The sequence below is a fragment of the Nonomuraea sp. NPDC048882 genome (assembly GCF_040649755.1).
Classification (GTDB): Bacteria; Actinomycetota; Actinomycetes; order Streptosporangiales; family Streptosporangiaceae; genus Nonomuraea; species Nonomuraea maheshkhaliensis.
The window spans coordinates 64,679-88,386 of the sequence record NZ_JBEZGB010000027.1 but is presented as its reverse complement, the minus strand read 5'-3'; the positions used below and the strand labels follow the sequence as shown (position 1 = coordinate 88,386).

Annotated in this window: 22 protein-coding genes; 15 read left to right on the top strand and 7 right to left on the bottom strand. The window is 71.1% G+C overall.

Annotated elements, in window-relative coordinates; translation table 11 throughout:
• The first annotated feature begins 48 nt into the window (after nt 1–48).
• Together AB0C27_RS51305 and AB0C27_RS51300 are read left to right on the top strand one after the other, a co-directional pair.
• A complete protein-coding gene (locus AB0C27_RS51305; RefSeq protein ID WP_357861792.1) occupies nt 49–537 on the top strand; it encodes an SRPBCC domain-containing protein in 489 nt (162 codons plus the stop codon).
• Nucleotides 538–569: 32 nt separating this feature from the next.
• The gene (locus tag AB0C27_RS51300) at nt 570–1,637 is read left to right on the top strand and encodes an ROK family protein (RefSeq protein ID WP_357861790.1); all 1,068 of its coding nucleotides are present in this window, start codon (nt 570–572) and stop codon (nt 1,635–1,637) included.
• Nucleotides 1,638–1,709: 72 nt separating this feature from the next.
• On the opposite strand, the gene AB0C27_RS51295 is transcribed toward AB0C27_RS51300, so the two are convergent.
• Both AB0C27_RS51295 and AB0C27_RS51290 read right to left on the bottom strand, forming a co-directional pair.
• Nucleotides 1,710–5,039 (bottom strand): BTAD domain-containing putative transcriptional regulator, encoded by a 3,330-nt coding sequence (locus tag AB0C27_RS51295; RefSeq protein WP_357861788.1) that lies wholly within the window; start codon nt 5,037–5,039, stop codon nt 1,710–1,712.
• Between the two features lie 54 nt (nt 5,040–5,093).
• The gene (locus tag AB0C27_RS51290) at nt 5,094–5,444 is read right to left on the bottom strand and encodes a nucleotide pyrophosphohydrolase (RefSeq protein ID WP_357861786.1); all 351 of its coding nucleotides are present in this window, start codon (nt 5,442–5,444) and stop codon (nt 5,094–5,096) included.
• Between the two features lie 68 nt (nt 5,445–5,512).
• Between AB0C27_RS51290 and AB0C27_RS51285 the strand changes: the two genes are divergently transcribed.
• Together AB0C27_RS51285 and AB0C27_RS51280 are read left to right on the top strand one after the other, a co-directional pair.
• Nucleotides 5,513–5,953: a MarR family transcriptional regulator gene (locus tag AB0C27_RS51285; protein WP_326629723.1), complete on the top strand. Its 441-nt coding sequence runs from the start codon at nt 5,513–5,515 to the stop codon at nt 5,951–5,953.
• A gap of 46 nt (nt 5,954–5,999) precedes the next feature.
• Complete coding sequence (locus tag AB0C27_RS51280; protein ID WP_357861784.1) at nt 6,000–6,812, top strand: alpha/beta hydrolase; 813 nt, start codon at nt 6,000–6,002, stop codon at nt 6,810–6,812.
• Here AB0C27_RS51280 and AB0C27_RS51275 read toward each other — a convergent pair.
• Nucleotides 6,809–7,867, bottom strand: a complete 1,059-nt coding sequence (locus tag AB0C27_RS51275) for a LacI family DNA-binding transcriptional regulator (protein ID WP_357861782.1) — start codon at nt 7,865–7,867, stop codon at nt 6,809–6,811. The two genes, AB0C27_RS51280 and AB0C27_RS51275, sit on opposite strands and share 4 nt — an antisense overlap.
• A gap of 99 nt (nt 7,868–7,966) precedes the next feature.
• Between AB0C27_RS51275 and AB0C27_RS51270 the strand changes: the two genes are divergently transcribed.
• Genes AB0C27_RS51270 through AB0C27_RS51250 form a run of 5 tightly spaced genes read left to right on the top strand, consistent with a single transcriptional unit; the run spans nt 7,967 to nt 13,611 of the window.
• A complete protein-coding gene (locus tag AB0C27_RS51270; protein ID WP_357861780.1) occupies nt 7,967–9,247 on the top strand; it encodes an extracellular solute-binding protein in 1,281 nt (426 codons plus the stop codon).
• Nucleotides 9,244–10,203, top strand: coding sequence for a sugar ABC transporter permease (locus tag AB0C27_RS51265; protein WP_357861778.1), 960 nt, complete (start codon nt 9,244–9,246; stop codon nt 10,201–10,203). Before AB0C27_RS51270 ends, AB0C27_RS51265 begins: the two co-directional genes overlap by 4 nt.
• The gene (locus AB0C27_RS51260; RefSeq protein WP_357861776.1) at nt 10,200–11,048 is read left to right on the top strand and encodes a carbohydrate ABC transporter permease; all 849 of its coding nucleotides are present in this window, start codon (nt 10,200–10,202) and stop codon (nt 11,046–11,048) included. The genes AB0C27_RS51265 and AB0C27_RS51260 overlap by 4 nt, the downstream gene beginning before the upstream one ends.
• A gap of 9 nt (nt 11,049–11,057) precedes the next feature.
• Nucleotides 11,058–12,425 carry a cellulase family glycosylhydrolase gene (locus tag AB0C27_RS51255; RefSeq protein WP_357861774.1) on the top strand — a complete coding sequence of 456 codons (1,368 nt, stop codon included), beginning with the start codon at nt 11,058–11,060 and terminating at the stop codon, nt 12,423–12,425.
• Nucleotides 12,426–12,471: 46 nt separating this feature from the next.
• Nucleotides 12,472–13,611, top strand: coding sequence for a Fic family protein (locus tag AB0C27_RS51250; RefSeq protein ID WP_357861772.1), 1,140 nt, complete (start codon nt 12,472–12,474; stop codon nt 13,609–13,611).
• 166 nt (nt 13,612–13,777) lie between these two features.
• Here the strand turns inward: AB0C27_RS51250 and AB0C27_RS51245 are convergent, their stop codons facing one another.
• Nucleotides 13,778–14,074 (bottom strand): hypothetical protein, encoded by a 297-nt coding sequence (locus AB0C27_RS51245; protein ID WP_346104574.1) that lies wholly within the window; start codon nt 14,072–14,074, stop codon nt 13,778–13,780.
• A gap of 209 nt (nt 14,075–14,283) precedes the next feature.
• Entirely contained in the window at nt 14,284–14,832 is a 549-nt protein-coding gene (locus AB0C27_RS51240) for a CGNR zinc finger domain-containing protein (RefSeq protein WP_357861770.1), read from the bottom strand.
• 29 nt (nt 14,833–14,861) lie between these two features.
• On the opposite strand from AB0C27_RS51240, the gene AB0C27_RS51235 reads away from it, so the two are divergent.
• Complete coding sequence (locus AB0C27_RS51235) at nt 14,862–15,752, top strand: arginase family protein (protein ID WP_357861769.1); 891 nt, start codon at nt 14,862–14,864, stop codon at nt 15,750–15,752.
• Here the strand turns inward: AB0C27_RS51235 and AB0C27_RS51230 are convergent.
• Nucleotides 15,742–17,316: a DUF4434 domain-containing protein gene (locus tag AB0C27_RS51230; RefSeq protein ID WP_357861767.1), complete on the bottom strand. Its 1,575-nt coding sequence runs from the start codon at nt 17,314–17,316 to the stop codon at nt 15,742–15,744. The two genes, AB0C27_RS51235 and AB0C27_RS51230, sit on opposite strands and share 11 nt — an antisense overlap.
• A 95-nt stretch (nt 17,317–17,411) precedes the next feature.
• Between AB0C27_RS51230 and AB0C27_RS51225 the strand changes: the two genes are divergently transcribed.
• Nucleotides 17,412–18,218, top strand: a complete 807-nt coding sequence (locus AB0C27_RS51225; RefSeq protein ID WP_357861765.1) for an SDR family oxidoreductase — start codon at nt 17,412–17,414, stop codon at nt 18,216–18,218.
• 105 nt (nt 18,219–18,323) lie between these two features.
• On the opposite strand, the gene AB0C27_RS51220 is transcribed toward AB0C27_RS51225, so the two are convergent.
• Nucleotides 18,324–19,463: an FAD-dependent monooxygenase gene (locus AB0C27_RS51220; RefSeq protein ID WP_357861763.1), complete on the bottom strand. Its 1,140-nt coding sequence runs from the start codon at nt 19,461–19,463 to the stop codon at nt 18,324–18,326.
• A gap of 332 nt (nt 19,464–19,795) precedes the next feature.
• Here AB0C27_RS51220 and AB0C27_RS51215 point away from each other — a divergent pair, with 332 nt between their 5' ends.
• Genes AB0C27_RS51215 through AB0C27_RS51200 form a run of 4 tightly spaced genes read left to right on the top strand, consistent with a single transcriptional unit; the run spans nt 19,796 to nt 23,706 of the window.
• On the top strand, nt 19,796–20,890 hold the full coding sequence (locus AB0C27_RS51215; RefSeq protein ID WP_357861761.1) for an ABC transporter ATP-binding protein: 1,095 nt from the start codon (nt 19,796–19,798) through the stop codon (nt 20,888–20,890).
• Nucleotides 20,883–21,977 (top strand): ABC transporter ATP-binding protein, encoded by a 1,095-nt coding sequence (locus AB0C27_RS51210; RefSeq protein WP_357861759.1) that lies wholly within the window; start codon nt 20,883–20,885, stop codon nt 21,975–21,977. The genes AB0C27_RS51215 and AB0C27_RS51210 overlap by 8 nt, the downstream gene beginning before the upstream one ends.
• On the top strand, nt 21,974–22,879 hold the full coding sequence (locus tag AB0C27_RS51205; protein WP_357861757.1) for a sugar ABC transporter permease: 906 nt from the start codon (nt 21,974–21,976) through the stop codon (nt 22,877–22,879). Before AB0C27_RS51210 ends, AB0C27_RS51205 begins: the two co-directional genes overlap by 4 nt.
• A gap of 5 nt (nt 22,880–22,884) precedes the next feature.
• Nucleotides 22,885–23,706: a carbohydrate ABC transporter permease gene (locus tag AB0C27_RS51200; RefSeq protein ID WP_346104558.1), complete on the top strand. Its 822-nt coding sequence runs from the start codon at nt 22,885–22,887 to the stop codon at nt 23,704–23,706.
• The last annotated feature ends 2 nt before the right edge of the window (nt 23,707–23,708 follow it).

Below are 23,708 nucleotides of genomic sequence, written 5' to 3'. Positions count from 1 at the left end.
GCGGCACCGTTGAGGTCATCGAGCCACAGAGCATGGAGGATCGGGACGATGAGCCAGACCGCCGAGTACGACCTCATCCGCCACTTCGACGCCCCCCGCGAGACGGTGTGGGCCGCCTGGACCGAGCCCGAGCGGTTCTCCCGCTGGTTCGGGCCGGAGACGCTGTCCACGCCGGTGGGCCGGATCACCCTGGACGCGCGGCCGGGCGGGGCCTGGCAGACGACGCTGGTGGGCGAGGAGGGGTTCGAGGTGACGATGGGCGGGACGTACCGGGAGGTGTCGGCACCGGCGCGGCTGGTGTTCACCACCGGCGACCCCGACAACCCCGGCGACGCACCCGCGTCCGTCGTCACGATCCGCCTGGCGGAGGTGGACGGCAGGACCGAGATGCACTTCCACCAGTACGGCGTCAACACCGACCAGGAGCACGCCGAGCAGGCGAAGGCGGGCTGGCTCGACTTCTTCGACCGCCTGGCCGCACACGTCGAACCCGGTCAGCCCGCCGGGACCGCCGAGCCGGCCGGGGCCCGCCTCTGAGTGGCGATCACCTCGTGGGGGACGATGTCCCGATGGACTATGTCGCGGCGATCGATGTCGGCGGAACCACCATGAAAGGCGGACTCATCGCCAGAGACGGGACAATCCTCCACTTCGAACGCCGCCCCACCCCGCGCACCGAGGGCCCTGACCGAGTCATCGAGGCCATCTCCACCTTCGTCACCGACCTGTCCCACCCCCGGAACGACGCCTGGGGCGGGGCCGGGGCTGAGGATCTGGGTGGGGACGGGGACCGCAGTGGGATCCCGGGCGCGGACCTGAGCGACGACCTGCGCGGAGCCCCCGGCGCAGACCGGCGCGGGGACCTGGGTGGGGACAGGAGCGGCATCCCGGGCGGGAGCCGGGGCGGAGGGCGGCCGGTTGCTGTAGGGGTGGCCGTGCCGGGGTTGGTGACGCCTACGCACGCGGTCTTCTCGGCCGCGTTCGGCTGGCGTGACGTGCCCGTCGCCGCATTCGCCGGCCCGCTCGCCGACGGGGACCTGCCCGTCGCGCTGGGCCACGACGTGCGCTCGGCCGGGGAGGCGGAGCTCGCGTACGGGGGCGGCGGGCGCGACGTGCTGTACCTGCCGATCGGCACGGGGATCGCGGGCGCCGTGGTGCTGTCGGGGTCCCTGTACGGAGGCGCCGGAGGATGGGCCGGGCAGATCGGGCACATCCCGGTGTGGCCGGACGGGGCCGACTGCGGGTGCGGGCAGAAGGGGTGCCTGGCGGCGTACGCGTCGGGCTCGGCCGTCGCGGCGCGGTGCGGGGTGGGCTCGGCCGAGGAGGTGGTCCAGCTGGTCGCGTCGGGGGACGCGCGGGCCACCGCGGTGTGGGCGGAGGCGGTGGAAGCCCTGGCCGTGGCGCTGGCGACGTACACGCTGACGCTGGACCCAGCGGAGATCGTCATCGGCGGCGGGGTGTCACTCGCGGGGGAAGCGCTGCTCGTGCCGCTACGCGAACGGCTGGCGGCCAGGCTCACCTTCCGCCCTGCCCCCGCCCTCCGGGCCTCGCGCCTGGGCCCACAGGCCGGCCTGATGGGCGCGGGCCTGCTGGCCTGGCGCGCAGCCTCGAACACCTCCGCCCGACCCACGAACTGAGCGCCGCCAGTCCGACCGTTCGGCTGCCAGAGTGGGGTCAGCAGGTCGCGGGCGTCGTCGGGAGGCGCCGCCTCACCCGAGCAGGCTCAGGGCGTCGTCGAGCTTGTACGACGCTCCCTTCGCGTACGCCGCCGCGTACGCCGCCTCCCCCAGCTCCTCCCGCGCCCGCGCCGAAGCCCGTTCGATGTCGATCTGTTCCGGCACCCCGGCGGGCGACTGGTGCTGTCGTCTGGCCGCGTCGGCCAGGCCCAGCAGGGTCGCGGTCAGTTCGGCCGAATCGGCGGCCGCGGCGGCGCCCTCGACGGCGCTCGCCATCGTCCGGGGGTCGCCGACCTTGCCACCGGCCACCAGCGCCTCGGTGTGCAGGTCCATGGCGGCGGGCCGGTCGCCGCGCAGCTCCATCAGGTAGCCGAGTTCGAGCAGCGTGTCAGGCAGGTGCAGGGCCGGCTCCACCCCGGGGTCGCGTGACAGCCCTTCGAGCAGGTGGCGCAGGTGCCGCTCGGCCACCTCCAAACGTCCCGACCGGCGGGCGGCGTAGGCCAGGCCCATCTCGGCCATGGTGGAGCCCTTGCTGTACCCCTGGGCCTCGGCCAGCTTCAGCGCCCGGCCGGACAGCTCGATGGCGCGGTCGAAGTCGCCGCTCTGCATGGCGACCCAGCCGAGCCAGGCGGTGTGCGTAGAGACCTCCGACCACAGCCCGAGGTCCTCGGCCATGCGCAGTCCCTCGCCGAACAGCTGGACGGCCCGTTCGACGTCGTTGGACATCTGGGCCAGCGAGGCGAGCCATTCGGTGGCCCGCAGCAGCCCCCACCGGTCCCCCAGCTCGGTGAACAGCCGGGCGCTCTCTCCCGCGATCCGTTCGAGCGCCTCGACGTCGCGCAGGGTGAAGGCGTCCATGGCCTGCCGGGTGAGCGCGGTGGCGATGCCCCACCGGTCGTTCAGCTCCCTGAACGTGACCAGCGCCCGCTCCGCCAGCAGTTGCCCGGTCGGCATGTCCTCGACGTGCAGCCCGGCGAACAGCTCGGCCCTGGCCCGCTCCCCCGGGTCCTCGATGGCCTCGATCACGGGCTGCCAGTCGGCTCGTTCGCCCACCATGAGAGCGAACCCGACCTCCCAGCCCGCAGCCCGCGCCAGCGCCCCATGGTCGTCGTCGCCGCCCTGAGCGCCCCCGTCCGGACCAGCCCCGTCCCGAGCGACCATGTCCTGAGCGACCACGTCCTGAGCGCCGCCATCCGAGGCGCGTGGGATGGCCAGGGCGGTCGCCAGCGCGCGCCGGCCCTCGGCCAGCCTGCCGCGCAGGAACCAGTACCAGGCCAGCGCGTTGACCAGCCGCGCCGCCCCGCCCACGTCCCGCCGGGCCACCGCAGTGTCGAGCGCCGCGCGCATGTTGGCCGCCTCCGCGTCCAGGCGCAGCAGCCAGTCGCGCTGGTCGGACCCATACAGGCAGGGCTCAGCGCGTACGGCCAGGTCCAGGTAGTGGCGCAGGTGCGCCAGACGTACAAGATCGAGCTCGCCGGCCTCCGACAGCCTGGCCAGGCAGTACTCCGACACCGACTCCAGCAGCCGGTACCGCATCCCGGCGGGGGCGTCCACGACCACCACCAGAGAGCGGTCGACCAGGCGGGCGAGCAGATCCAGGACGTCGAGCCCGCTCTCGCCGCCGGCCGCGCAGACGGACTCGGCGGCCTCCAGCGTGCAGCCGTCGGCGTGTACGGCCAGGCGGCGCAGGACGACGCGCTCGTCCTCGGACAGCAGGTCCCAGCTCCAGTCGATCACGGCGGTGAGCGTCTGCTGGCGGGCCGGCGCGCCGCGCTGCCCCGAGGCCAGCAGCCGGAACCTGTCGTCCAGCCGGGACACCACCCCGTGCACGCCCAGAGCCCGCACCCGGGTCGCGGCCAGCTCCAGCGCCAGCGGGATGCCGTCGAGGCGGCGGCACAGCTGCGCGACGGCCTGCGCGTTGCCGGCGTCCAGCGCGAAGCCCCTGGCGGAGGCGGCGGCCCTGGAGACGAACAGCCGTACGGCGTTGGAGCGCGCCATGGCGGCCAGGTCGGCGCTGGTGGGGACGTCGAGCGGCGGCACGCTCCACAGCACCTCGCCGGAGACGGCCAGCGGCTCCCGGCTCGTGGTCAGGATGCGCAGGTCGGGGCAGGCCCGCAGGAGCAGTTCTGCCAGCTCGGCGACCTGGTCGACCACGTGCTCGCAGTTGTCGAGCAGGAGCAGCGTGCGCCGGGTCCTGAGCGCGGCGGCCAGCCGCCCGCCCAGCACCGCGAGATCCCCGCCAACGCCGGCCGCGCCCCCGAACCGGCCGCTCTCGGCCGGCGACCGGCCGGTCCCGTCGGTGGCAGGTGCGCCGGGGTCCGCTCCCGGGACAGGGCCGGCCTCCTCCCTGATGTCCAGGGCCGCCATCACCGCCTCCGCCGGCGACCGGGACGCCTGGTCCAGCGCGACCAGCCAGGCCCCGTCGGCGAAGCCGTCGGCCAGCCGGTTCGCCGCCTCCAGCGCCAGCCGGGTCTTCCCGACCCCGCCGCTGCCGGTGAGCGTCACCAGCCGTTCCTCCTCGACCAGCGCGCACACCTCGGCCAGCGCCTCCTCCCGGCCGATCAGCTTGCTGACGGGGGCGGGCAGGTTGGTCACGGGACGGCCGGTGGGCACGCTCAGCGCCGGGTCCTGGCCGAGGATCGCCTGGTGCAGCGCGACCAGTTCGGGCCCGGGGTCGAGGCCCAGCTCGTCGGCCAGCCGGTCGCGCAGCTCGCCGTACGCGGCCAGCGCCTCGCTCTGCCGCCCGGCCCGGTACAGGGCGCGCATGTGAACGGCGCGCAGCCGTTCCCTGAGCGGATGGCGTCCCACGAGGTCGCCAAGCTCGCCGACGAGCAGCCCGTGCTCGCCCAGCTCCAGGCGCGCCTCCGCGTGCTGCTCCAGCGCCGACAGCCGCTGCTCCTCCAGGCGGTGCACGGCCGAGCGCGTGTACTCCTCGTCGGCGAAGTCTGCGTACGCGGGCCCGCGCCACAGCGCCAGCGCGTCGGCCAGCAGCCCGGCCCTGGTGCGCGGGCTCTCGGTGCTCTCGGCCCTGGCCAGCAGCTCCGCGAACCGTACGGCGTCGAGAGCGCCTTCGTCGGTGCGGAGCAGGTAGCCGGGGGCGCGGGACACGACGAGGTTCTTGCCGCCCGCCTCGGCGTCCTCGAACGCCTTGCGCAGCTGCGAGACGCGCACCTGCAGCGCGCCCGCCGGGTTGCCCGGCGGCTCCTCGCCCCACAGGTCGTGCACGAGCCGGTCGGCGGAGACGGGGTGGCCCTCGTGGACGAGCAGGTCGACGAGGAGCGCCCGGACCTTGAGGCCGGGGACCGTCACGACCTCCCCCGCGTCGGTCCAGACGGCCAGCGGCCCCAGCACCCCGAATTTCATGGGGTCACCCTATGGTGCATTTGTCCGCACCGCTGAGCCGTCAAAGACCTGCGGTCAGGAGGGCGGGGCCTTTCTGGCGGAGCCGCGGTAGCGCTCGGCGTCGTAGCGGCGGTCGTTGTCCTCCAGCTTGGCCCGCGCCGCCTCCACCAGGTCCACCCCGAGGACGTCCGCCAGCCGTACCAGATAGAGGGTCACGTCGCCGAGTTCGGTGCGCATCCTGGCCAGCGTGTCGGGGTCGGGGCTGGCCGACTCCTCGGCCGTGAGCCACTGGAACTCCGCCACCAGCTCGCCCACCTCGCCCGCCAGCGCCATGGCGAGGTTCTTCGGCGTGTGGAACCCCTCCCACTCCCTGACGCGCGCGAACTCGCGCAGCCGCTCGGCAAGACTCTCCAGCTCCGTCGTCACGCCACCCGACCTTACCGACGTCGTCACGCCACCCGGCCCTACCGACCCCCGCCTGTAGGGTGCTGCGCGTGAATGGGGTCGAGTTGTTCCTGCTGGGCCGGACTCTGATGAAGATCGGCGAGGAGGCGATGCCGACCGAGGGGATCGGCGAGCAGTCCACGAGCGTGCGCACCGTCCTGATCGTCGTGAGCGACCTGCGCGCCCACCCCGACACCACGGTGGGCGCGATCGCCGCCCGCACGGGGCTGCCGCAGAGCGCGGTGTCGGCGGCCATCGCGCGGCTGCGCACCGCGGGCGCGGTGACGGCCGAGACCGATCCGAGAGACCGGCGGCGCACGATCATCCGGGAGACGCCCGAGGTGTCGGAGCGGGTGTCGCAGATCAGGGACACCCCGATCGACGACGCGCTGGCGGCCGCGCTGGGGACCGAGGATCCGCAGCGCGTACGCCGGACGGTGACGGCTCTGGAGGAACTGGCGGATCAGCTCATCCCGGACCTGCGCGGCTAATCCATCAAATTTGATGCATCAAAAATGATGAATTAGAGTGGCGTGCATGAGCACAGACCTCCTGCGCGTGCCGGGCGCCCGCCTCCACTACGAACTGCGCGGCTCGGGGCCGCTCCTGCTGATCTCCCAGAGCGGCGAGGGCGACGCGGACCGCAGCATCGACCTGGTGACCCTGCTCGCCGCCGACCACACCGTGATCACGTACGACCGGCGCGGCCTGAGCCGCAGCACGATCGACCCCGGCGAAGACGGCACCGTCACCGTCGAGCGGCACGCCGACGACGTGCACCGGCTGCTCGCGCACCTCACCGACCAGCCCGTCGTCATGCTGGGCCAGAGTCTGGGCGCCTCCATCGGCCTCCACCTGGCCGTCCGCCATCCCGGGCAGCTCAGCCTGCTCATCGCCCACGAGCCCGTCTCACCCTGGCTGCTGCCCGCGGCCGAGCGCGCCCGGCACCGCGCCGAGCTGGCCGAGATCCGTGAGCTCTACCTGCGGGCCGGGCTCCCCGCCGCGCTCAAGGAGGTGGCGCGCGTGCTCGGCATCACCGGCGACGACACCGAGCCTGACCTGACCCCGCAACCCATGACACCCCAGCGCGAGGCGAACTTCGGCTTCTTCCTCCGGCACGACTTCCGCGCCGTCATCGACGACGAGCTCGATGTGGCCGGCTGCCGGGCCCGGATCGTCCCCGCGACCGGAATCGCCACGCCGGACACCGTCTTCGACCGGCGGTGCGCGGTCGAGCTGGCCAGGCGGCTGGGCACCGTGCCGGTGGAGTTCCCCGGCGGCCACAACGGCAACACCAGCCATCCCCGCGCATACGCCGTCCGCCTGCGCGAGCTCATCGCCACCCGCTAGGGCTCGTGGCGGGCCGTGCTGTCCCTGACGATCAGCTCCGTGGCCAGTTCGACCCGTTTCGTCTCCGGTACGTCGCCGTGCCCCATCGCCAGCACCGTCCGCGTGGCCAGGGCCGCCATCTCCTGCAGCGGCTGGCGTACGGTCGTCAGCGGCGGCCAGGCCGACTTGGCCAGCGGCAGGTCGTCGAAGCCCACCACGCTCAGGTCCTCGGGAACGCGCAGCCCGCGCTGGCGGGCCGCCTCGAAGACGCCGAAGGCCATGAGGTCGCTGCCCGCGAAGATGGCGGTGGGCGGCTCGGGCAGGGAGAGCAGGGCGTGGCCCTGGTCGTGGCCGGAGTCGACGAGGAAGGTGCCACGTTTGATCAGGTCGGGGATGACCGGCAGGCCGGCCGTCTCCAGAGCCGCGCGATAACCGTCTATGCGCGCCTGGCTGCACAGCATGTCGGCCGGGCCGCTGATCATGCCGATGCGCCGGTGGCCGAGCTCCAGGAGGTGACGGGTGGCGGCGAGGCCGCCGTTCCAGTTGGTCGCCCCGACGGACACGACGCCGGGAGCGGGCTCGCCCTCGGGGTCCACCACGGCGAACGGCAGCGAACGGGCGCTGAGCTGGGCCTGGATGCCGGTCGACAGGCGTGAGGCGACGATCACCACGCCGTCGGTCCGCCTGGCGGCCAGGCGTTCGAGCCAGTCGCGACCGGGGCCGGCGTGGGTGTGCAGGACCGAGATGACGACGCTGGCGCCTGCCTCGTGGGCGGCGATCTCCGCGCCGCGGACGATCTCCATGGCCCAGGGCGACTCGATCTCCGCGAACACCAGGTCCACCAGGCCCGCCGGGGTGTCGTCCTGGCTGATCCGGCGCTGGTAGCCGTGCTCCTGGAGCAGCCGCTCGACCCGATGGCGGGTCGCCGGGGCGACCTCCGGGCGCCCGTTGATGACCTTGGAGACCGTCGGGATGGAGACTCCGGCCTCCTCCGCGATCAGTGCGATCGTCACCCGCCTCTTCGCTGACACAAATCGGGAGTGTATCCGAAAGTTTCGGTTTGGGATCGCTCCCATCCGAGGTGTTGACGCTTTACACAGCGTTTACTTACGATCGCGGCATCGAAATTATCGGGGGGTTCACGAAACTTTCGCCCAGCTGAGGAAGGGACCCCTATGAGACGCAGTCTGGTGTTGGCCGCCGCCGTCGTCCTCCTGGCAGGCTGTGGTGGCGGAGGTGAACCCGCTCCACAGCAGAGCGCGGGCGGCTCGCCCGCGAAGGTCACGCTGGAGTGGTGGCACCTGTCGACCGCCGAGCCGCTCAAGTCGCTCTGGGCGCAGCGGGCCAAGGAGTTCGAGGCCAAGAACCCGCACGTCACGATCAAGGCGACGGTGCTGGAGAACGAGGCGTACAAGGCCAAGCTCACCACCATCACGCAGTCGGGCAACGCCCCCGACGTCTTCGCCAGCTGGGGCGGCGGTGTGCTCAAGCAGCAGATCGACGCCGGGCTGGTCAAGGACATCTCGGCCGACGTCGCCGACGTGCTGCCGAACTTCACGCCGGCCGCGCTGAGCGCGTACCAGCTGGACGGCAAGACGTACGGCCTGCCGACCGACATCGGCATGGTGGGCTTCTGGTACAACAAGAAGCTTTTCGAGAAGGCGGGCATCACCGAGGCGCCGGCCACGTGGTCGGCGTTCCTCGAGGACGTCAAGAAGCTGAAGGCCGCGGGCGTCACCCCGATCGCGCTGGCCGGCAAGGAGAAGTGGCCCGGCCACTACTACTGGGCCTACCTCGCGATGCGCATCGCCGGACTGGACGCGCTCAAGCAGGCCGCCGTCGACCACGACTTCACCAAGCCCGACTTCGTGGCCGCGGGGCAGCAGGTCAAGGCGCTGGCCGACCTGCAGCCGTTCCAGAAGGGCTTCCTCGGCGCCGCCTACTCCACCCCCGACGGCCAGTCCGCGACCGTGAGCAACGGCAAGGCGGCCATGGAGCTGATGGGCCAGTGGGCGCCGAGCGTGCAGGCCGACGCGGGCAAGGGCCTCGGCGACGACCTCGGCTTCTTCGCCTTCCCCTCCGTCGAGGGCGGCAAGGGCTCGGCCGGTGACGCCTTCGGCGGCGGTGGCGGGCTGGCCGTGGGCACGGACGCGCCCAAGGAGGCCGTCGACTTCGTCAAGTTCATGACCGAGATGGGCAACCACAGCAAAGCCGTCGAAGCGGGCGGCGTGCTGCCGGTGCTCAAGGGCGAGGAGAGCGCGGTCAAGGACCCCAACCTCAAGCAGGTGGCGACCATGCTGGCCAGTGCCAGCGGCTACCAGCTCTACCTCGACCAGGCCTACCCGCCGGCCGTCGGCCAGCAGGTCAACGACAGCGTGGCCGAGCTGATCGCCGGCACGAAGACGCCGGAAGAGGTCGGCGCGGACATCTCCGAGGTCGCGAAGAGCGAAGGATGACGACTCTCACGAGAGGGCCGGAGGCGGTCAAGCTTCCGGCCCCCGCCCCCGCCGCCAGGCGCAGGGGACGCTGGGTGAGCATCGCCCTGTTCCTGCTGCCCGCGCTGGTGCTGTTCCTCCTGCTGGTCGTGGCCCCCATGCTGGTGGCCCTCTATTCGAGCGTGTTCAGGTGGAACGGCTTCGGCGGCCTGCCCACCAACTTCATCGGCCTGGACAACTTCACCCGGCTGTTCACCAGCGAGATCTTCGCCCAGGACATGGGGCACCTGCTGGTGCTGGTGCTGCTGTCGATCTGCGTGCAGCTGCCGTTCTCGCTGGCCATCGCCATGCTGCTGAACCAGCGCATCCGCGGGCGGGCGCTCTACCGGGTGCTGTTCTTCGCGCCGTACGTGCTGTCGGAGGTCATCACCGGCGTGCTGTTCTCGCTGATCCTCTCGCCCGGCTCGGGCATGGCGAACCAGCTGCTGTCGGTGTTCGGCTGGGAGTCGGAGTGGCTGGCCGATCCGAACATGGTGATGCCGTCGCTGTTCCTGGTCATGACCTGGAAGTACTTCGGCTTCCACATGATGATCTATCTGGCCGGCCGCCAGAACATCCCGAACGAGCTGATCGAGGCCGCCCAGATCGACGGGGCCACGGGGTGGAAGACGTTCAGGTACGTCACGCTGCCACTGCTCGGCCCGACGATCCGGATCAGCGTCTTCCTGTCCGTCATCTACACGATCCAGCTGTTCGACCTGGTCTGGATCCTCACCGGCGGCGGGCCCTCGCACTCCTCGGAGACGATGGCCGTCACGATGATGGACTGGGGGTTCAAGCGCTCCCAGGTCGGTTACGCCAGCGCGATCAGCGTGGTGATGTTCGCCCTCAGCCTCGTCTTCGCCCTGCTCTACCAGCGCTTCGTGATGCGCCGTGACCTTGAGGGCGCCACCACCAGCGCGGGAGGACGGCCATGAAACGTGATCGCCGCAAACCGGCCACGCCGCGGCGCAACACGCTGCCCCTGCACGTGATCGCGATCGTCGTGGGCCTGTTCATGGTCGCCCCGGTCGGCTACGCGCTGCTCGGCGGCTTCAAGGACAACAGCGAGTTGTCCGGCAACCCGTTCGGGCTGCCGGAGGCGTGGATCACGGCCAACTACACCGACGTGCTGGGTTCGGGCTCGTTCTGGCTGCAGGTCTGGAACAGCACGTTCATCGCGGTCGTCACGACCGTGCTGACGGTCGCGTTGGCGGCGCTGGCGGGGTTCGTCTTCGCCAGGTTCGCCTTCCGCGGCAGGGAGCTGTTCTTCACCCTGTTCACGGCGGGGCTGATGTTCCCGTTCGCGGTGGCGATCCTGCCGATCTTCGTGCTGCTGCGCACGTTCGGGCTGCTGGACAACCCGCTGGGCGTGATCCTCACGCAGGCCGCCTTCGGCCTGCCACTGACGATCATCATCCTGCGCGGCTTCTTCCGCAGCATCCCGGGCGAGATCGAGGAGGCGGCCACGATCGACGGGTGCTCGCCGTTCGGGTTCTTCTGGCGGATCCTGCTGCCGATGGCCCGGCCCGCCATCGCCACCGTCTCCGTGCTGGCCGTCGTGGGCAGCTGGAACAACTTCATGCTGCCGCTGGTCGTGTTCAGCGAGGAGAGCAGCTGGACACTGCCGCTGGGCATCCAGCAGTTCCAGGGCCAGTACGCCTCCGACACCGCCCGCATCCTGGCCTATCTCATCCTGGCCATGGTGCCCGCGCTCGGGTTCTACGCCATAGCGGAACGTCACCTGGTCGGTGGTCTCACCGCCGGTGCCACGAAGGGGTGATCAGACTTCATGCTGCACGTGTCCGGAACCCATCTCGTCCGGGACGACGACACACCGGTACGCCTGCGGGGGGTGGGTCTCGGGGGCTGGATGAACATGGAGAACTTCATCACCGGCTATCCGGCTAACGAGACCTCCATGCGGCACGCCGTGCGCTCCGTCCTCGGGGACGACCGGGCGGAGCTGTTCTTCGACCGGCTGCTGACCTCGTTCTTCACCGAACGGGACGCCGCGCTGCTGGCCGGGCTGGGCGTCAACTGTGTGCGCATCCCGGTCAACTACCGCCACTGGGAGTCCGACGACCGCCCGATGGAGATCGACGGGCGCGGCTTCCGTCACCTCGACCGGGTGATCGGGCTGCTGGGCGAGCACGGCGTCTACAGCGTGATCGACCTGCACGCGCTGCCCGGCTCCCAGAACCAGCACTGGCATTCCGACAACCCGACGCACGTGGCCGCGTTCTGGCAGCACCGGCACTTCCAGGATCGGGCGGTGCACCTGTGGGAGGTCATCGCAGACCACTATCGCGACCATCCGTGGGTGGCGGGATACAACCCGGTCAACGAGCCTGGGGACCTGACCGGCAAGGTGATCGGGCCGTTCTACGACCGGCTGGTGAAGGCGATCAGGGCCGCCGATCCGGGCCACATCCTGTTCCTGGACGGCAACACCTACAGCACCGATTTCTCGATATTTCGGGAGATGTATGAGAACACGGTTTTTGTCCTCCATGACTACGCGCTGGCCGGGTTCGCCCACGGGGGCCCGTACCCGGGATACACGCGCGGCGAGTGGTGCGACAAGAACGAACTGGAGCGGACGTTCGCCCGGCGCTCCCGCTTCCAGCGCGAGACCGGCACCCCGCTGTGGGTGGGCGAGTTCGGCCCCGTCTACACCGGCGACCCGGCTGTGGACGCCCAGCGCTACCAGATCCTGCGCGACCAGCTCGACATCTACGACGGGCACGGGGCGGGCTGGTCGCTCTGGACGTACAAGGACGTCGGGTTGCAGGGCCTGGTGCACGCCGCGGGGCCGTACCTGGACCGGTTCGGCCCGTTCATCGCCAAGAAACGGCGGCTCGGGGCGGACCGGTGGGGCTCGACGATGGAGGAGTCGGCGGACGAGCTGGCGCCGCTGCACACGCTGATCGAGACCGAGTTCCCCCGCTGGGACCCGTACCCGTGGGGCGCGCGTTACCAGGCCGACGACCTGATCAGGCACATCCTGCTGGCGCAGGCGCTGCTGCCGGAGTACGCGGAACTGTTCCGCGACCTCGGGGACGACGAACTGCTCGCGTTGGCTGACTCGTTCCTCCTGGAACGCTGCGTACGCCGCGAGCCGTTGCTCGACCTCCTGTCCGCCAACCTCCAGGAGTAACCGGCATCGTCCGCCTTCGATGACACTATTTTCGTATCATCGAGTCATGCTCTACGCAACGCCGCAGCTGACCGCCGCCGATCTCCGAGTTCTCGCGGACCTCGAAGAGATGCGCCACGACCTTCGCATACACCTCCGCCCGGAGGAACAGTGGACGAAACAGCTGCGGCGGAGCCTCACCGCCAGGGCTGTCGTCGGTTCGAGCTCCATCGAGGGTTATGGGGCTTCGGTCGACGACATGGAAGCGCTGATGGCCGGAGAAGCGCCGCTGGAGACCAGCGACGTGACACGGCGGGAGTTGGAGAATTACCAGCGGGCGATGACCTATATTCAGGCGCTCTCCGATGCTGGCACCGAGTTCAGCTACGACCTCGGGCTGCTCAACGGCCTGCACTTCATGATGCAGGAGCCGCACAGGAGAAAGCGGCCGGGCCGGCTCCGGCAGGGGCCGGTCTACATCACGAGCGTTGACGATCCGACCGTCGCCGCCTACACGGGGCCTCCTGCCAGTTTGCTGCCCGGGCTCATGGACGAGCTCGTCCAATGGCTCAACGAGGGTGATCTGGACGCGCCGGTCCATGTCCGGGCCTCGATGGCGCACCTGAATCTGGTGAAGATCCACCCCTGGGCCGACGGGAACGGGCGCATGTCGAGGGCGCTGTCCACGCTGGTGTTCGCCAGGGAGGCGCTGCTGCCGCCGGAGTTCTCCTCCATCGAGGAGTGGCTGGGACGGGGGCAGAACACCTACTCCTATTACCAAATCCTGGAGGAGGTGGGCGGCCCGAAGTGGAGTCCGCACCGGCCGACGCACGGGTGGATCAAGTTCTGCCTGCGTGCTCACCATCTGATGGCCCAGCAGGCCAGGCGCAGGGTCGATCTGCTGAGGCGAGCGTGGTCCGCTCTGTCGGAGGCGGCCGTCGCCGACGGGCTGGACGAGCGGACCGTCTTCGCCCTCCTTCCGGCCTTCTGGACGTCGCGCGTACGGCGGACCGTGTACCAGCAGGATGCCGGCCTCAGCTCGCAGCAGGCCGTGCGCGACATCCGCGAGATGTGCCGGCTCGGCTGGCTGACCTCGGAGGGCCAGGCGAGAGGCCGCTACTACGTCGCCGGGCCGGCCATGCGGCCCGTCATGGAGGCGGTCAAGCAGTCGTCGCAGCCTTACGACGATCCCTACCGCCGCAGGTGAGGCCGGCCAGGACGGGATGACGCATTCGGTCTCGGGCGGGACCGAACCTTTCGGCTCCTCCGTGTTCGGGAGGCGTGGGCGCCGCTACGGGAGGTGTGGGCGCCGCCGAAGGATCGGGGCCTTCCCGGGCATGTGACCCCGGTCGGGCGCCGGGTGGCGGCCGTCGTCAGCCGGTCATCACCCGGTGGGGGCCCGGCACGTCCTTCGGCTGCCTGATCACGCGGTACCAGCCCTTCGGCAGCGTGATCGCCGCGTGCTCCTCGTGCACGAGCCGGCCGCCGACCGGCAGGTGCAGGAAACCGCGGGACAGCGTGCCGGGGCCGGGGATGGCGTGGGCGTGCCCGGTGGCCTCGCCGTAGGACAGCACCAGCCGCCCACGAGCGTCCCTGGGCTGCGAGAGCGACACGACGGGGGCGGTCTCCTCGGGGATGGGCATGAGCAGGATGTCGCCCTGGCGGTACATGGACCAATGACTCCTTCGGATCAGGTGATGATCGAAAGCTAGCGGCCCGCACCGACAATTCCCGCCCCCGGCTGCCATCTCCCGCCTGTCGCCTCCGCCCACCCCGCCCCCCGGCCGACGTCGGCGCGGGCCTTCAAGGGGTGACGGGCCCGCGAGGCGGCGGCGTGGGCGGTCAGGGGACGGGTCCGCGCGGGGGCGGCGACGCACACTCAGCGGTGGCGGGCTCGGGAGGCGGCGGCGTGGGCGCGGTTGGCGCAGCGGGTCGAGCAGAACTGGCGCCGGCCCGGGCGGCTCCTGTCGACGAAGGCGTCCTGGCAGGGGCTGGCCGCGCAGAGTCGCACCCGTTCCCAGTCGCCCGACGCGGCGAGGTCCAGCAGTTCCGTCACCGCCCGCACCGTCAGCCGCTGTCCGAGTGAGGCGGCCGAGGGGGCGGCGAGCCGCAGGACCGGGGTGCCCGCCGACTCCGCCACGACCGCGCGCATCGGCGCCTCGTCCGCCCATCGCGCCAGCGCCCGAGCCCGCTGCGCCGGATCGCCGTCCAGGACCTGCCGCAGCCGCGACCGCACGGCCCGCACCTCGTCCAGATCCGCCGCACTCACGGAACCGGTACGGCGATCGGAGAAACCCGGCACGCCCAGTTCGGTGCAGAAGCGTCGCAACGCCGGGACGTCTGGCAGGCGTTCCGGGTCGTCCAGATACTCGTCCCAGGTGTTGGCCAGGTCGATCGCCACGAGGCCCGTCTCGGCGTACTGGCGCATCCGCTCTCCTCTTTGCTAACGTCAGGACTATGAACACATTAACTCCTGACAGACATCTGGTCATCCTCGACGCCCCATCCAACCTCGGCCTGCGCCCACCGGCCCCCGGCGTCGTGCCGGGCTGTTACAAGGCCCCGTGGGCGCTGCGGGACACCGGCCTCGTCCGGCGGCTCGGCGCGTCCGACGCCGGCGCCCTCGTCCCGCCCCGCTACGTGGCCACGTGGAAACCGGGCGACGGCGTGCGCAACGGAGCCGCCATCGCCGCCTACGCCCGCGCCCTGGCCGGCCGGGTGAGTGGCATCAGGCGCGACGGCGGGTTCCCCGTGCTGCTCGGCGGCGACTGCTCGATCCTGCTCGGCCCCGCGCTGGCGCTGCGTGAAGCGGGCCGGTACGGGCTGGCGTACCTGGACGCGCACGCCGACTTCCGCCACCTGGGCAACTCCCCACATGTCGGCTCGGCGGCCGGCGAGGATCTGGCGCTGGTCACCGGGCGGGGCGAGGACTACCTGACCGACATCGGCGGGCTGCGGCCGTACGTCAGGGACGAGGACGTAATCGTGCTGGGTGTGCGGGACGAGGAGGATCTGCGGGACATCGCGGACAGCGGGCTGGCGTACGTCCCCGCCGGCGACCTGGACGACCTGAGAGACCGCGCCACGCAGGTGCTCGGCCGTGACGAGCTCGACGGGTTCTGGATCCACGTGGACGCGGACGTGCTCGACCCCTCCATCCTGCCCGCCGTCGACTCCCCCACCCCGGGAGGGCTCGACGCCGCTCAGCTGACCGAGCTGCTGCGCGGGCTGCTGGCGCTGCCGGGAGCCGTCGGGCTCGAGGTGACGATCCTGGACCCCGACCTGGACGAGGACGGCAGCCAGGCGGCCCTGCTGGCCGACATCCTGGTGGCCGCGCTCACGGGCTGAGCGGCAGTATGTACGGGTTCGTGCTGGAGTGGCCGGCCGCGTTGGTGGCCGTGATGAAGGTCCAAGGGGAGGAGGGCACGTAGGGGGCCCAGGCCGATTCGAGCCGGTCCCGTCCGTACCACTCCTGCCGCACCGCCACCCCCTCGAAGCTCAGCGTCCCCCCGCGCAGGTTGTGGCCCTCGACCAGGACGCCGGGCCGCCCGCCGAGCTCCTTCGGGTACGCGTTGACGATGATCGGCTGCTGCCACCCGGCCGCGATGTCGTCGGCCAGCGACGGCGTGTCGTAGCGGGCCTGGCAGGTGAAGAACGGGTCCCATCCGTACGAGATGATCTTCGCGGCGTGCCGCCCCGCCGCCATGACCTGGAGGTCGAGCCGGCTCTTCGTGGTCCGCCCGCGCGGCGGCAGCGGGTCGAGCCGCCCGCACTCCCCGGGGGCGGGCGTGGGTTCGAAGCCCTCGACGTTCACCCAGAGCTCCACCCCGTCCGGCACCCGCCGCGCCGCCGCCTCCACGTAGTCGCCAGTGGAGCCGTGGTACGCCCGCGCGTTGCTCACCTCGCCCACGACCGGCACCAGCCGGGGCGCGACCGAAGCGCCGGCCTCGTGCGCCGCGTACACCGGCACCTTGCCGGTGCCCCGCCCGTCCTGGACGGCGACCGCCATGGGCAGGCCCGCGCGGGTGGCCGCGATGTCCGCCAGCCCCTCCCCCGCCTGCGCGGGCGGGAAGCCGCGCCCCCTGCGCGCGTCGATGTACGGGCTGACCACCAGCCTCTTGCCCGGCAGCGCGGCGGCGACGACGGCATGCTGGGCCGCGTACAGCTCGATGATCGGATCGCGCTCGGACCGCGCCCGCATGGCCAGCTCGAAGGACTGGTACATCCCACCGAAGGAGCTCAGCCCACCGAACCGCCGCCCGTAGTCGGCCAGCACCCGCGCGGTGAAGGCGTTGAGCGCGGCGAGGTGGCCGAGGTCGGGCTCCCACGGCTTGCCCTGCCGCTGCGGCGCGGCGGGCAGCCCGGGGAAGACCGTCATCCCGTACGCGCTCGCCTCCCGCATCAGGTGGCCGAGCCCGTCGCCGTCGGTGGAGATCAGGACGAGGTCGTGCTCGGCGTCGGAGCAGGACCCGGCCAGCGTGAGCCGATAGACGACGCGGTCGCCGGTCTCGATCCGCCGGTCGATCCCGGGGCAGCGGAGCAGACCCGGCCCGAACTCCTCGCCGCTCGCGTAGGAGTAGACCTGGCGGACGCGCTTGCCGGGCACCTCGGCGCACGGCCGGCCGTCGACGAGGCAGCCGTCGAAGTCGGGGTCCTGGCCGGCGGCGAACCGGGGGCCGAAGGTGATCAGCGTGTCGCCGCCGATGGCGTGGACGGCCTCGACCATGCGCCGCGTGACGCACAGGTCGGCGCGCGGCATCACCCAGTAGCCGGTGACCGCGTAGGGGGCCATGACCCGGGTGTCGCGGGCCGGACATTCCTCCGGCTCGGGGTCGCGGGGGATGATCATGCCCGCCACGAAGGCGACCGCCACGACGAGCCACAGGATCCGGTGCACCCACGCCCCTTCCACGCCTCCCCCAGCCCTTCACCCAGCCTACGCACCGCACCCCCGGTGCGGGCCGCCCGGAGGTGATCGCGGAGAATGACGGCAGGGGGTGGGACGACATGCAGATCGACCTCAGCGGAAAGACCGCGCTGGTCACCGGCTCGACCCAGGGCATCGGGGCGGCCATCGCCACGGGGCTGGCCAGGGCAGGAGCCCGGGTGGGGATCAACGGCCGCAGCGAGCGCTCGGTGGCGACGGCGATCGAGCGGATCACGAAGGAACTCGACGGCGAAGGCTCGGCGCACGACCTGGTCGCCGTTCCCGGCGACGTCTCCTCGGACGAGGGCTGCGAGCAGGTGCTGGGCGCGCTGCCGCAGGTGGACGTCCTGGTCAACAACCTGGGCATCTTCGAGGCCAAGCCGCCGCTGGAGATCAGCGACGCCGAGTGGCGCCGCTTCTTCGAGGTCAACGTGCTGACCGCGGTCCGCCTGACCCGCGCGTACCTGCCGGGCATGCGCGAGCGCGGCTGGGGCCGCGTCCTCAACATCGCCAGTGACTCGGCCATCGTCACGCCCTCCGAGATGATCCACTACGGGACCTCGAAGACGGCGCTGCTGGCGGTCTCCAGGGGCTTCGCCAAGGAGGCGGCGGGCAGCGGGGTGACGGTCAACTCCGTGATCGCGGGCCCGACGCACACGGCCGGCGTGGAGGAGTTCGTCTACCAACTCGTGGACAAGAAGCTGCCCTGGGAGGAGGCGCAGCGAGAGTTCATGCGGCTGCACCGGCCGCAGTCGCTGATCCAGCGGCTGATCGAGCCCGAGGAGATCGCGAACATGGTGGTCTACCTCAGCTCGGCGCTCGCCTCCGCGACGACAGGTGGCGCGCTGCGGGTGGACGGCGGTTACGTGGACGCGATCCTGCCGTAAGCACGCGTTCCCCGCGGACGCCGTAGCGCCCGTCTTCCCGGACGCCGCAGGGCCCGTTCTTCCCGGACGCCGCAGGGCCCGTTCTTCCTGGACGGGGCCACACCGTCAGCGGCGGTCGAGGCCCGAGAGCTGCCAGGCCAGGCGGCGCCGTACGACGGGAAGGCGGCCGGCCAGCCGCAGCACCGCGTTGCGCAGCGGGCGCAGGGCGGCGCTCGCGGTGGCCAGCGAGGTCAGCCGGCTCGCCAGCCGCACGACCTTCTCCGCCACCGGCCGCCGCGCGCCCGCGTAGGCGTCGAGCAGGGAGTCGGGCCCGCCCGCCAGCACGCCGGCCAGCGCCTCGCCCAGCTTCACCGCGTCCTCGATGCCGAGGTTCATGCCCTGCCCGCCGGCCGGCGAGTGCACGTGCGCCGCGTCCCCGGCGAGCAGGACGCGCCCGTGGCGGTAGGTGTCGGCGATCCGGTGGTGCACGCGGAAGCGGGAACCCCAGACGACCTCCTTCACCACGGCGGGCTCGGCCTCGGGCCCCCGCGTGTCGAGCAGGCGCTGCACGAACGCCGCGTCGGGCTCGTGCGGGGCCTCGTCCACGGTGGCCACGATCCGGTGGAACCCGTCGGGCAGCGGGGCGACGACCACCAGGCCGTCGGGCGAGAAGTACAGGACGACCTCGTCGCTCGGCACGCCGCCGGTCAGCCGCACGTCGGCCAGGGAGAACGACTCGGCGTACGTGCCGCCGCCGAAGCCGATGCCGGACTGCTCGCGCACGAGACTGTGCATCCCGTCGGCACCCACCAGGTAGGAGGCGCGTACGGCGCTGCCGTCGGCGAGGGTGGCGGTGACGCCGGAGTCGTCCTGCTCGATCGCGGTCACCTGGACCGGCCGCAGCACCTTCCCGCCCAGCTCCTCCAGCCGGGCCAGCAGGTACGCCTCGGTGTCCGCCTGGGAGATCATCAGCGTGTACGGGTACCGCGTCGGCAGCCCCTCGAAGGGCACCGGCACCAGGAGCCGGTCGCGGTCGCGGATGGTGAAGCGCGGCGTGTGCACCCCGCGCGCGTCCAGGGCCGGGCTGACCCCGTACGGCTCCAGCAGCTCCAGCGTGCGCGAGTGCACGACGGCGGCCCTGGAGGTGTTCGTGCCCTCGGCCTGCCCGTCCACGATGACGACGTCGTGGCCGAGCTGGGTCAGGACGACGGCGGCGGTGAGCCCGACGGGGCCGGCGCCGACGACGAGCACATCGGTGGTGATCACGATTCCTCCTTGGCAAGCCAACGTTTGTTGGCCAACACATGTTGACGATACCCACGCCCCTTCCGAGATGTCAACGCTTGTTGGCCACCAGGGGTTGGTTCGGCCCCGACCCCCCGGCCCGCCCTATGCCGCCATGTCGCGAAATATCACCCGCCGACGCCGATGACCTGGCCCAGGGCGACCGCCGCGATAGCTCGAACCGTTCACGTCCTTCCCGCCCTTGACAACGACAGAAAACATCTGTCACTCCGCCATCAAATACACCAGAACAAAGCTTTGCGCCCACCTTCAAGTCGTGTTAGAAGGGAGAGAAGCAGAGAGGACCGGGCACTGTGACGGTGATTCTCGACGGCATCTCCGTGCGACAGCGCGGAGAGACCTGGCTGGACGACGTCAATCTCGAATTAGCACCAGGAATGACCACCGTCATCGGCCCGATGATGGCGGGAAAGACGACGTTGATGCGCGTCGCCGCCGGATTGCTGGCCCCGGAGACAGGCCGGGTGACGGTCAACGGAAAAGACGTCACCGGAATATCGGTGCGGAAAAGATCGGTCGCCTTCGTCTATCAGCAATTCATCAATTACCCGTCGCTGACCGTCTACGAGAACATCGCCTCCCCGCTCCGCCTCGACCCGCGCTTCCGCCGCGACGGCGTCGACCGCCGGGTGCGCGAGGTGGCCGAGCTCATGGGCCTGGCCGAGCTGCTGGGGCGCCGGCCCGCCGAGCTGTCGGGCGGGCAGCAGCAGCGCACCGCCATCGCCCGCGCCCTGGCCCGCCCCGTGGACCTGCTGCTGCTCGACGAGCCCCTGGCCAACCTGGACTTCAAGCTGCGCGAGCAGTTGCGCGCCGACCTGAAGGCCATGTTCGCCGGCTCGGGCGGCGTCGTGCTCTGGTCCACCGCCGACCCGAACGAGGCGCTGACGTTCGCGGCGCCGACCGTGGTGCTGGGCGAGGGCCGGGTCAGGCACGTCGGGGACGTCGCCGGCATGTACGCCCACCCGCCCACGCTGGCCGTGGCGGCCACGCTCAGCGACCCCCCGCTCAACCTGCTGCCCGGCGTCGTCCGCGACGGCCGCATCGAGGTGCTCGGCGCCTCCTTCCCCGCGCCCCGCGCGCACGCCACCGGCCACGGGGTCGTGCTCGGCGTGCGCCCGCACCAGGTCACGATCGGCAGCGCGCCGGTCACCGCCGCGCTGGAGCTGCCGGCCGAGATCAGGCTGGCCGAGGTGACCGGCAGCGCGACCTTCCTGCACCTGCTCCTCCAGGACGGCCACCACCTGGTCGCGCACCTGCCCGGCACCCAGCAGTTCACGCCGGGCGAGAGCACGCGCGCGTACGTGGACCCGGCGCACGTCTTCGTGTTCGACCAGGACGGCGGCCGGCTGCTCGGCACCAGCGCCGCGGAGGTGGACCTGCATGGCTGACATCCGGCTGGAGGGCGTCGGCCACAGCTACGACGGCGGCCGGACGTGGGCGCTGAAGCCGATGACCTGGACGTGGCGCGGCTCCAGGGCGTACGCGCTGCTGGGCCCGAGCGGCTGCGGCAAGACCACACTCCTGAACATCATCTCCGGCCTGCTCACCCCCACGGTCGGCCGGATCTGGTTCGACGACCGCGAGGTCACCGGCGTGCCCACCGCGGGCCGCAACATCGCGCAGGTCTTCCAGTTCCCCGTCCTGTACGAGGAGATGTCGGTCTACGACAACCTCGCCTTCCCCCTGCGCAACCGCAAGGTGCCCAAACAGGAGATCGACCGCCGCGTCCGCCAGGTGTCGCGGCTGCTCGGCCTGGAGGAGGTGCTGCGCCGCCGCTCGCGCCGGCTCGACCCGGGCCGCCAGCAGATCGTCAGCCTGGGCCGCGGCCTCGTCCGCCACGAGGTGGCCGCGGTGCTGCTCGACGAGCCGCTCACCGTGGTGGATCCGGCGCTGAAGTGGACGCTGCGCAGCAAGCTCAAGGAGATCCACCGCGACACCGGCCACACGCTGGTCTACGTCACGCACGACCAGACGGAGGCGCTGACGTTCGCCGACGAGGTGGTGGTGCTCAACGACGGGGCGATCGTGCAGGCGGGCGAGCCGGCGGAGCTGTTCCTGTCTCCGGCGCACGAGTTCGTGGGCCACTTCATCGGCTCCCCCGGCATGAACGTGCTGCCCGCGGAGGTGACCGGCGACGTCGTCAAGGTCGGGCAGTCCGTGGTCGGTGCGGTCGCGGACGGCCTGCCGCCGGGCCCGGTGCGGATCGGGGTGCGGCCGGAGTTCGTCCGGATCACCGCCGAGCGCGTCTCCCCCGGCGTCGCGGCCCGGGTGAGGGGGACCGATCGGATGGGCGCGTACGACCTGGTCCACACCACGGTCGGCGAGCACCAGGTGGTCGCCAAGACCGAGGCGGGCTCGGCCCACGAGCCGGGCACGCGCACATTCCTGCACTTCCCCGTCGAGCGCACGTTCCTGTTCAGGGACCAGGTCAGGTGCGGCTCACTCGCACCCCTGAACGAAGGGGGCCAGAGGTGAGCGAACAGGGCGACGTTCGGACGGAGGAGTCGCGTCCCGCGCTGAAGCGCAAGGACAACCGGGCCTGGTGGCTGGTCCTGCCGGTCGTCGTGTCCGTGGCGTTCACGGCGGTGATCCCGCTGATGACCGTGGTCAACTTCTCCGTCCAGGACGTCTTCAGCCCGGTCGACCGGGTCTTCGTCGGCCTGGAGTGGTTCCGCTCGATCTCCAGAGACCCCGAGGTGCGCGCGGCGCTGGTGCGCACGCTGCTGTTCTCGGCGCAGGTGCTGCTGCTGGAGATCCCGCTGGGCGTGGCGCTGGCGGTGGTGATGCCGCGCCGCGGCGTGTGGGTGTCGGTCGCGCTGGTGCTGGTCGCGCTGCCGCTGCTCATCCCGTGGAACGTGGTGGGCACGATCTGGCAGATCTTCGCCCGCGGCGACATCGGGCTCGGCGGCTGGACGATCAACAACGTGCTGGGCGTCAACTTCAACTACACGCTGGACTCCACGGACGCCTGGATCACGGTGCTGCTCATGGACGTGTGGCACTGGACGCCGCTGGTGGCGCTGCTGGCGTACGCGGGGCTGCGCTCGATCCCCGAGCCGTACTTCCAGGCCGCGCAGATCGACGCCGCCTCGGCGTGGGCCACGTTCCGGCACATCCAGCTGCCCAGACTGCGCGGCGTGCTGACGATCGCGGTCCTGCTCAGGTTCATGGACAGCTTCATGATCTACACCGAGCCGTTCGTGGTGACCGGCGGCGGGCCTGGCAACGCGACCTCGTTCCTCAGCATCCTGCTGTCGAAGATCGCGGTCGGCCAGTTCGACGTGGGGCCGGCGGCGGCGTTCTCGCTGCTCTACTTCCTGCTCGTGCAGATCCTCTGCTACGTCTTCTTCACCGTGCTCACCAGGTCGGGGAGGTGAGGACCATGACCAGGACCACCGGCCGGCGGCTGCCGTGGGCGCGCACGGTCTTCTGGCTCTACGTGGCCACGCTCATGCTGCCGCTGCTGTGGATGTTCGGCATGTCGATCCGCCCGAACGAGGACATCCTCGGCAGCTTCTCGCTCATCCCGCAGCGCGTGACGTTCGACAACTACGCCACCTTCTTCACCGACTCCTCGTGGTATTCGAGCTATCTGAACTCCATCGTCTACACCTCGCTGAACGCGGTCATGTCGCTCATCGTGGCGCTGCCCGCCGCCTACGCTTTCTCGCGTTTCCGGTTCGCCGGGGACAAACACCTGTTCTTCTGGCTGCTGACCAATCGCATGGCCCCGCCGGCGGTATTCCTGCTGCCGTTCTTCCAGATTTATCAGAGCGTCGGCCTGTTCGACACGCATCTCGGCGTGGCCATCGCGCACATGCTCTTCAACGTCCCGCTGGCGGTGTGGATCCTGGAAGGATTCATGTCCGGAATTCCGCGGGAAATAGACGAGACCGCGGCGATCGACGGCTATTCGCTGCCGCGTTTCTTCGTCAAGATCTTCCTGCCGATGATCCGGTCCGCGATCGGCGTGACCGCGTTCTTCTGCTTCATGTTCAGCTGGGTCGAGCTGCTGATCGCCAGGACGATCACCTCGGTGAACGCGAAGCCGATCGCCGCGACGATGACGCGGACGGTGAGCGCGGCGGGCGTGGACTGGGGCCTGCTCGCGACGGCGGGAGTGCTCACGATCGTGCCCGGCGCGATCGTGATCTGGTTCGTCCGCAACTACATCGCCAAGGGCTTCGCCCTGGGAAGGGTCTAGCC

What these genes read in the sequence shown, in the direction of transcription:
- AB0C27_RS51305 (WP_357861792.1), top strand. Translation starts at nt 49, where the DNA reads ATGAGCCAGACCGCCGAGTACGACCTCATCCGCCACTTCGACGCCCCC.
- AB0C27_RS51300 (WP_357861790.1), top strand. Translation starts at nt 570, where the DNA reads ATGGACTATGTCGCGGCGATCGATGTCGGCGGAACCACCATGAAAGGC.
- AB0C27_RS51295 (WP_357861788.1), bottom strand. Translation starts at nt 5,039, where the DNA reads ATGAAATTCGGGGTGCTGGGGCCGCTGGCCGTCTGGACCGACGCGGGG.
- AB0C27_RS51280 (WP_357861784.1), top strand. Translation starts at nt 6,000, where the DNA reads ATGAGCACAGACCTCCTGCGCGTGCCGGGCGCCCGCCTCCACTACGAA.
- AB0C27_RS51275 (WP_357861782.1), bottom strand. Translation starts at nt 7,867, where the DNA reads ATGGGAGCGATCCCAAACCGAAACTTTCGGATACACTCCCGATTTGTG.
- AB0C27_RS51270 (WP_357861780.1), top strand. Translation starts at nt 7,967, where the DNA reads ATGAGACGCAGTCTGGTGTTGGCCGCCGCCGTCGTCCTCCTGGCAGGC.
- AB0C27_RS51265 (WP_357861778.1), top strand. Translation starts at nt 9,244, where the DNA reads ATGACGACTCTCACGAGAGGGCCGGAGGCGGTCAAGCTTCCGGCCCCC.
- AB0C27_RS51260 (WP_357861776.1), top strand. Translation starts at nt 10,200, where the DNA reads ATGAAACGTGATCGCCGCAAACCGGCCACGCCGCGGCGCAACACGCTG.
- AB0C27_RS51255 (WP_357861774.1), top strand. Translation starts at nt 11,058, where the DNA reads ATGCTGCACGTGTCCGGAACCCATCTCGTCCGGGACGACGACACACCG.
- AB0C27_RS51250 (WP_357861772.1), top strand. Translation starts at nt 12,472, where the DNA reads ATGCTCTACGCAACGCCGCAGCTGACCGCCGCCGATCTCCGAGTTCTC.
- AB0C27_RS51245 (WP_346104574.1), bottom strand. Translation starts at nt 14,074, where the DNA reads ATGTACCGCCAGGGCGACATCCTGCTCATGCCCATCCCCGAGGAGACC.
- AB0C27_RS51240 (WP_357861770.1), bottom strand. Translation starts at nt 14,832, where the DNA reads ATGCGCCAGTACGCCGAGACGGGCCTCGTGGCGATCGACCTGGCCAAC.
- AB0C27_RS51235 (WP_357861769.1), top strand. Translation starts at nt 14,862, where the DNA reads ATGAACACATTAACTCCTGACAGACATCTGGTCATCCTCGACGCCCCA.
- AB0C27_RS51225 (WP_357861765.1), top strand. Translation starts at nt 17,412, where the DNA reads ATGCAGATCGACCTCAGCGGAAAGACCGCGCTGGTCACCGGCTCGACC.
- AB0C27_RS51210 (WP_357861759.1), top strand. Translation starts at nt 20,883, where the DNA reads ATGGCTGACATCCGGCTGGAGGGCGTCGGCCACAGCTACGACGGCGGC.
- AB0C27_RS51200 (WP_346104558.1), top strand. Translation starts at nt 22,885, where the DNA reads ATGACCAGGACCACCGGCCGGCGGCTGCCGTGGGCGCGCACGGTCTTC.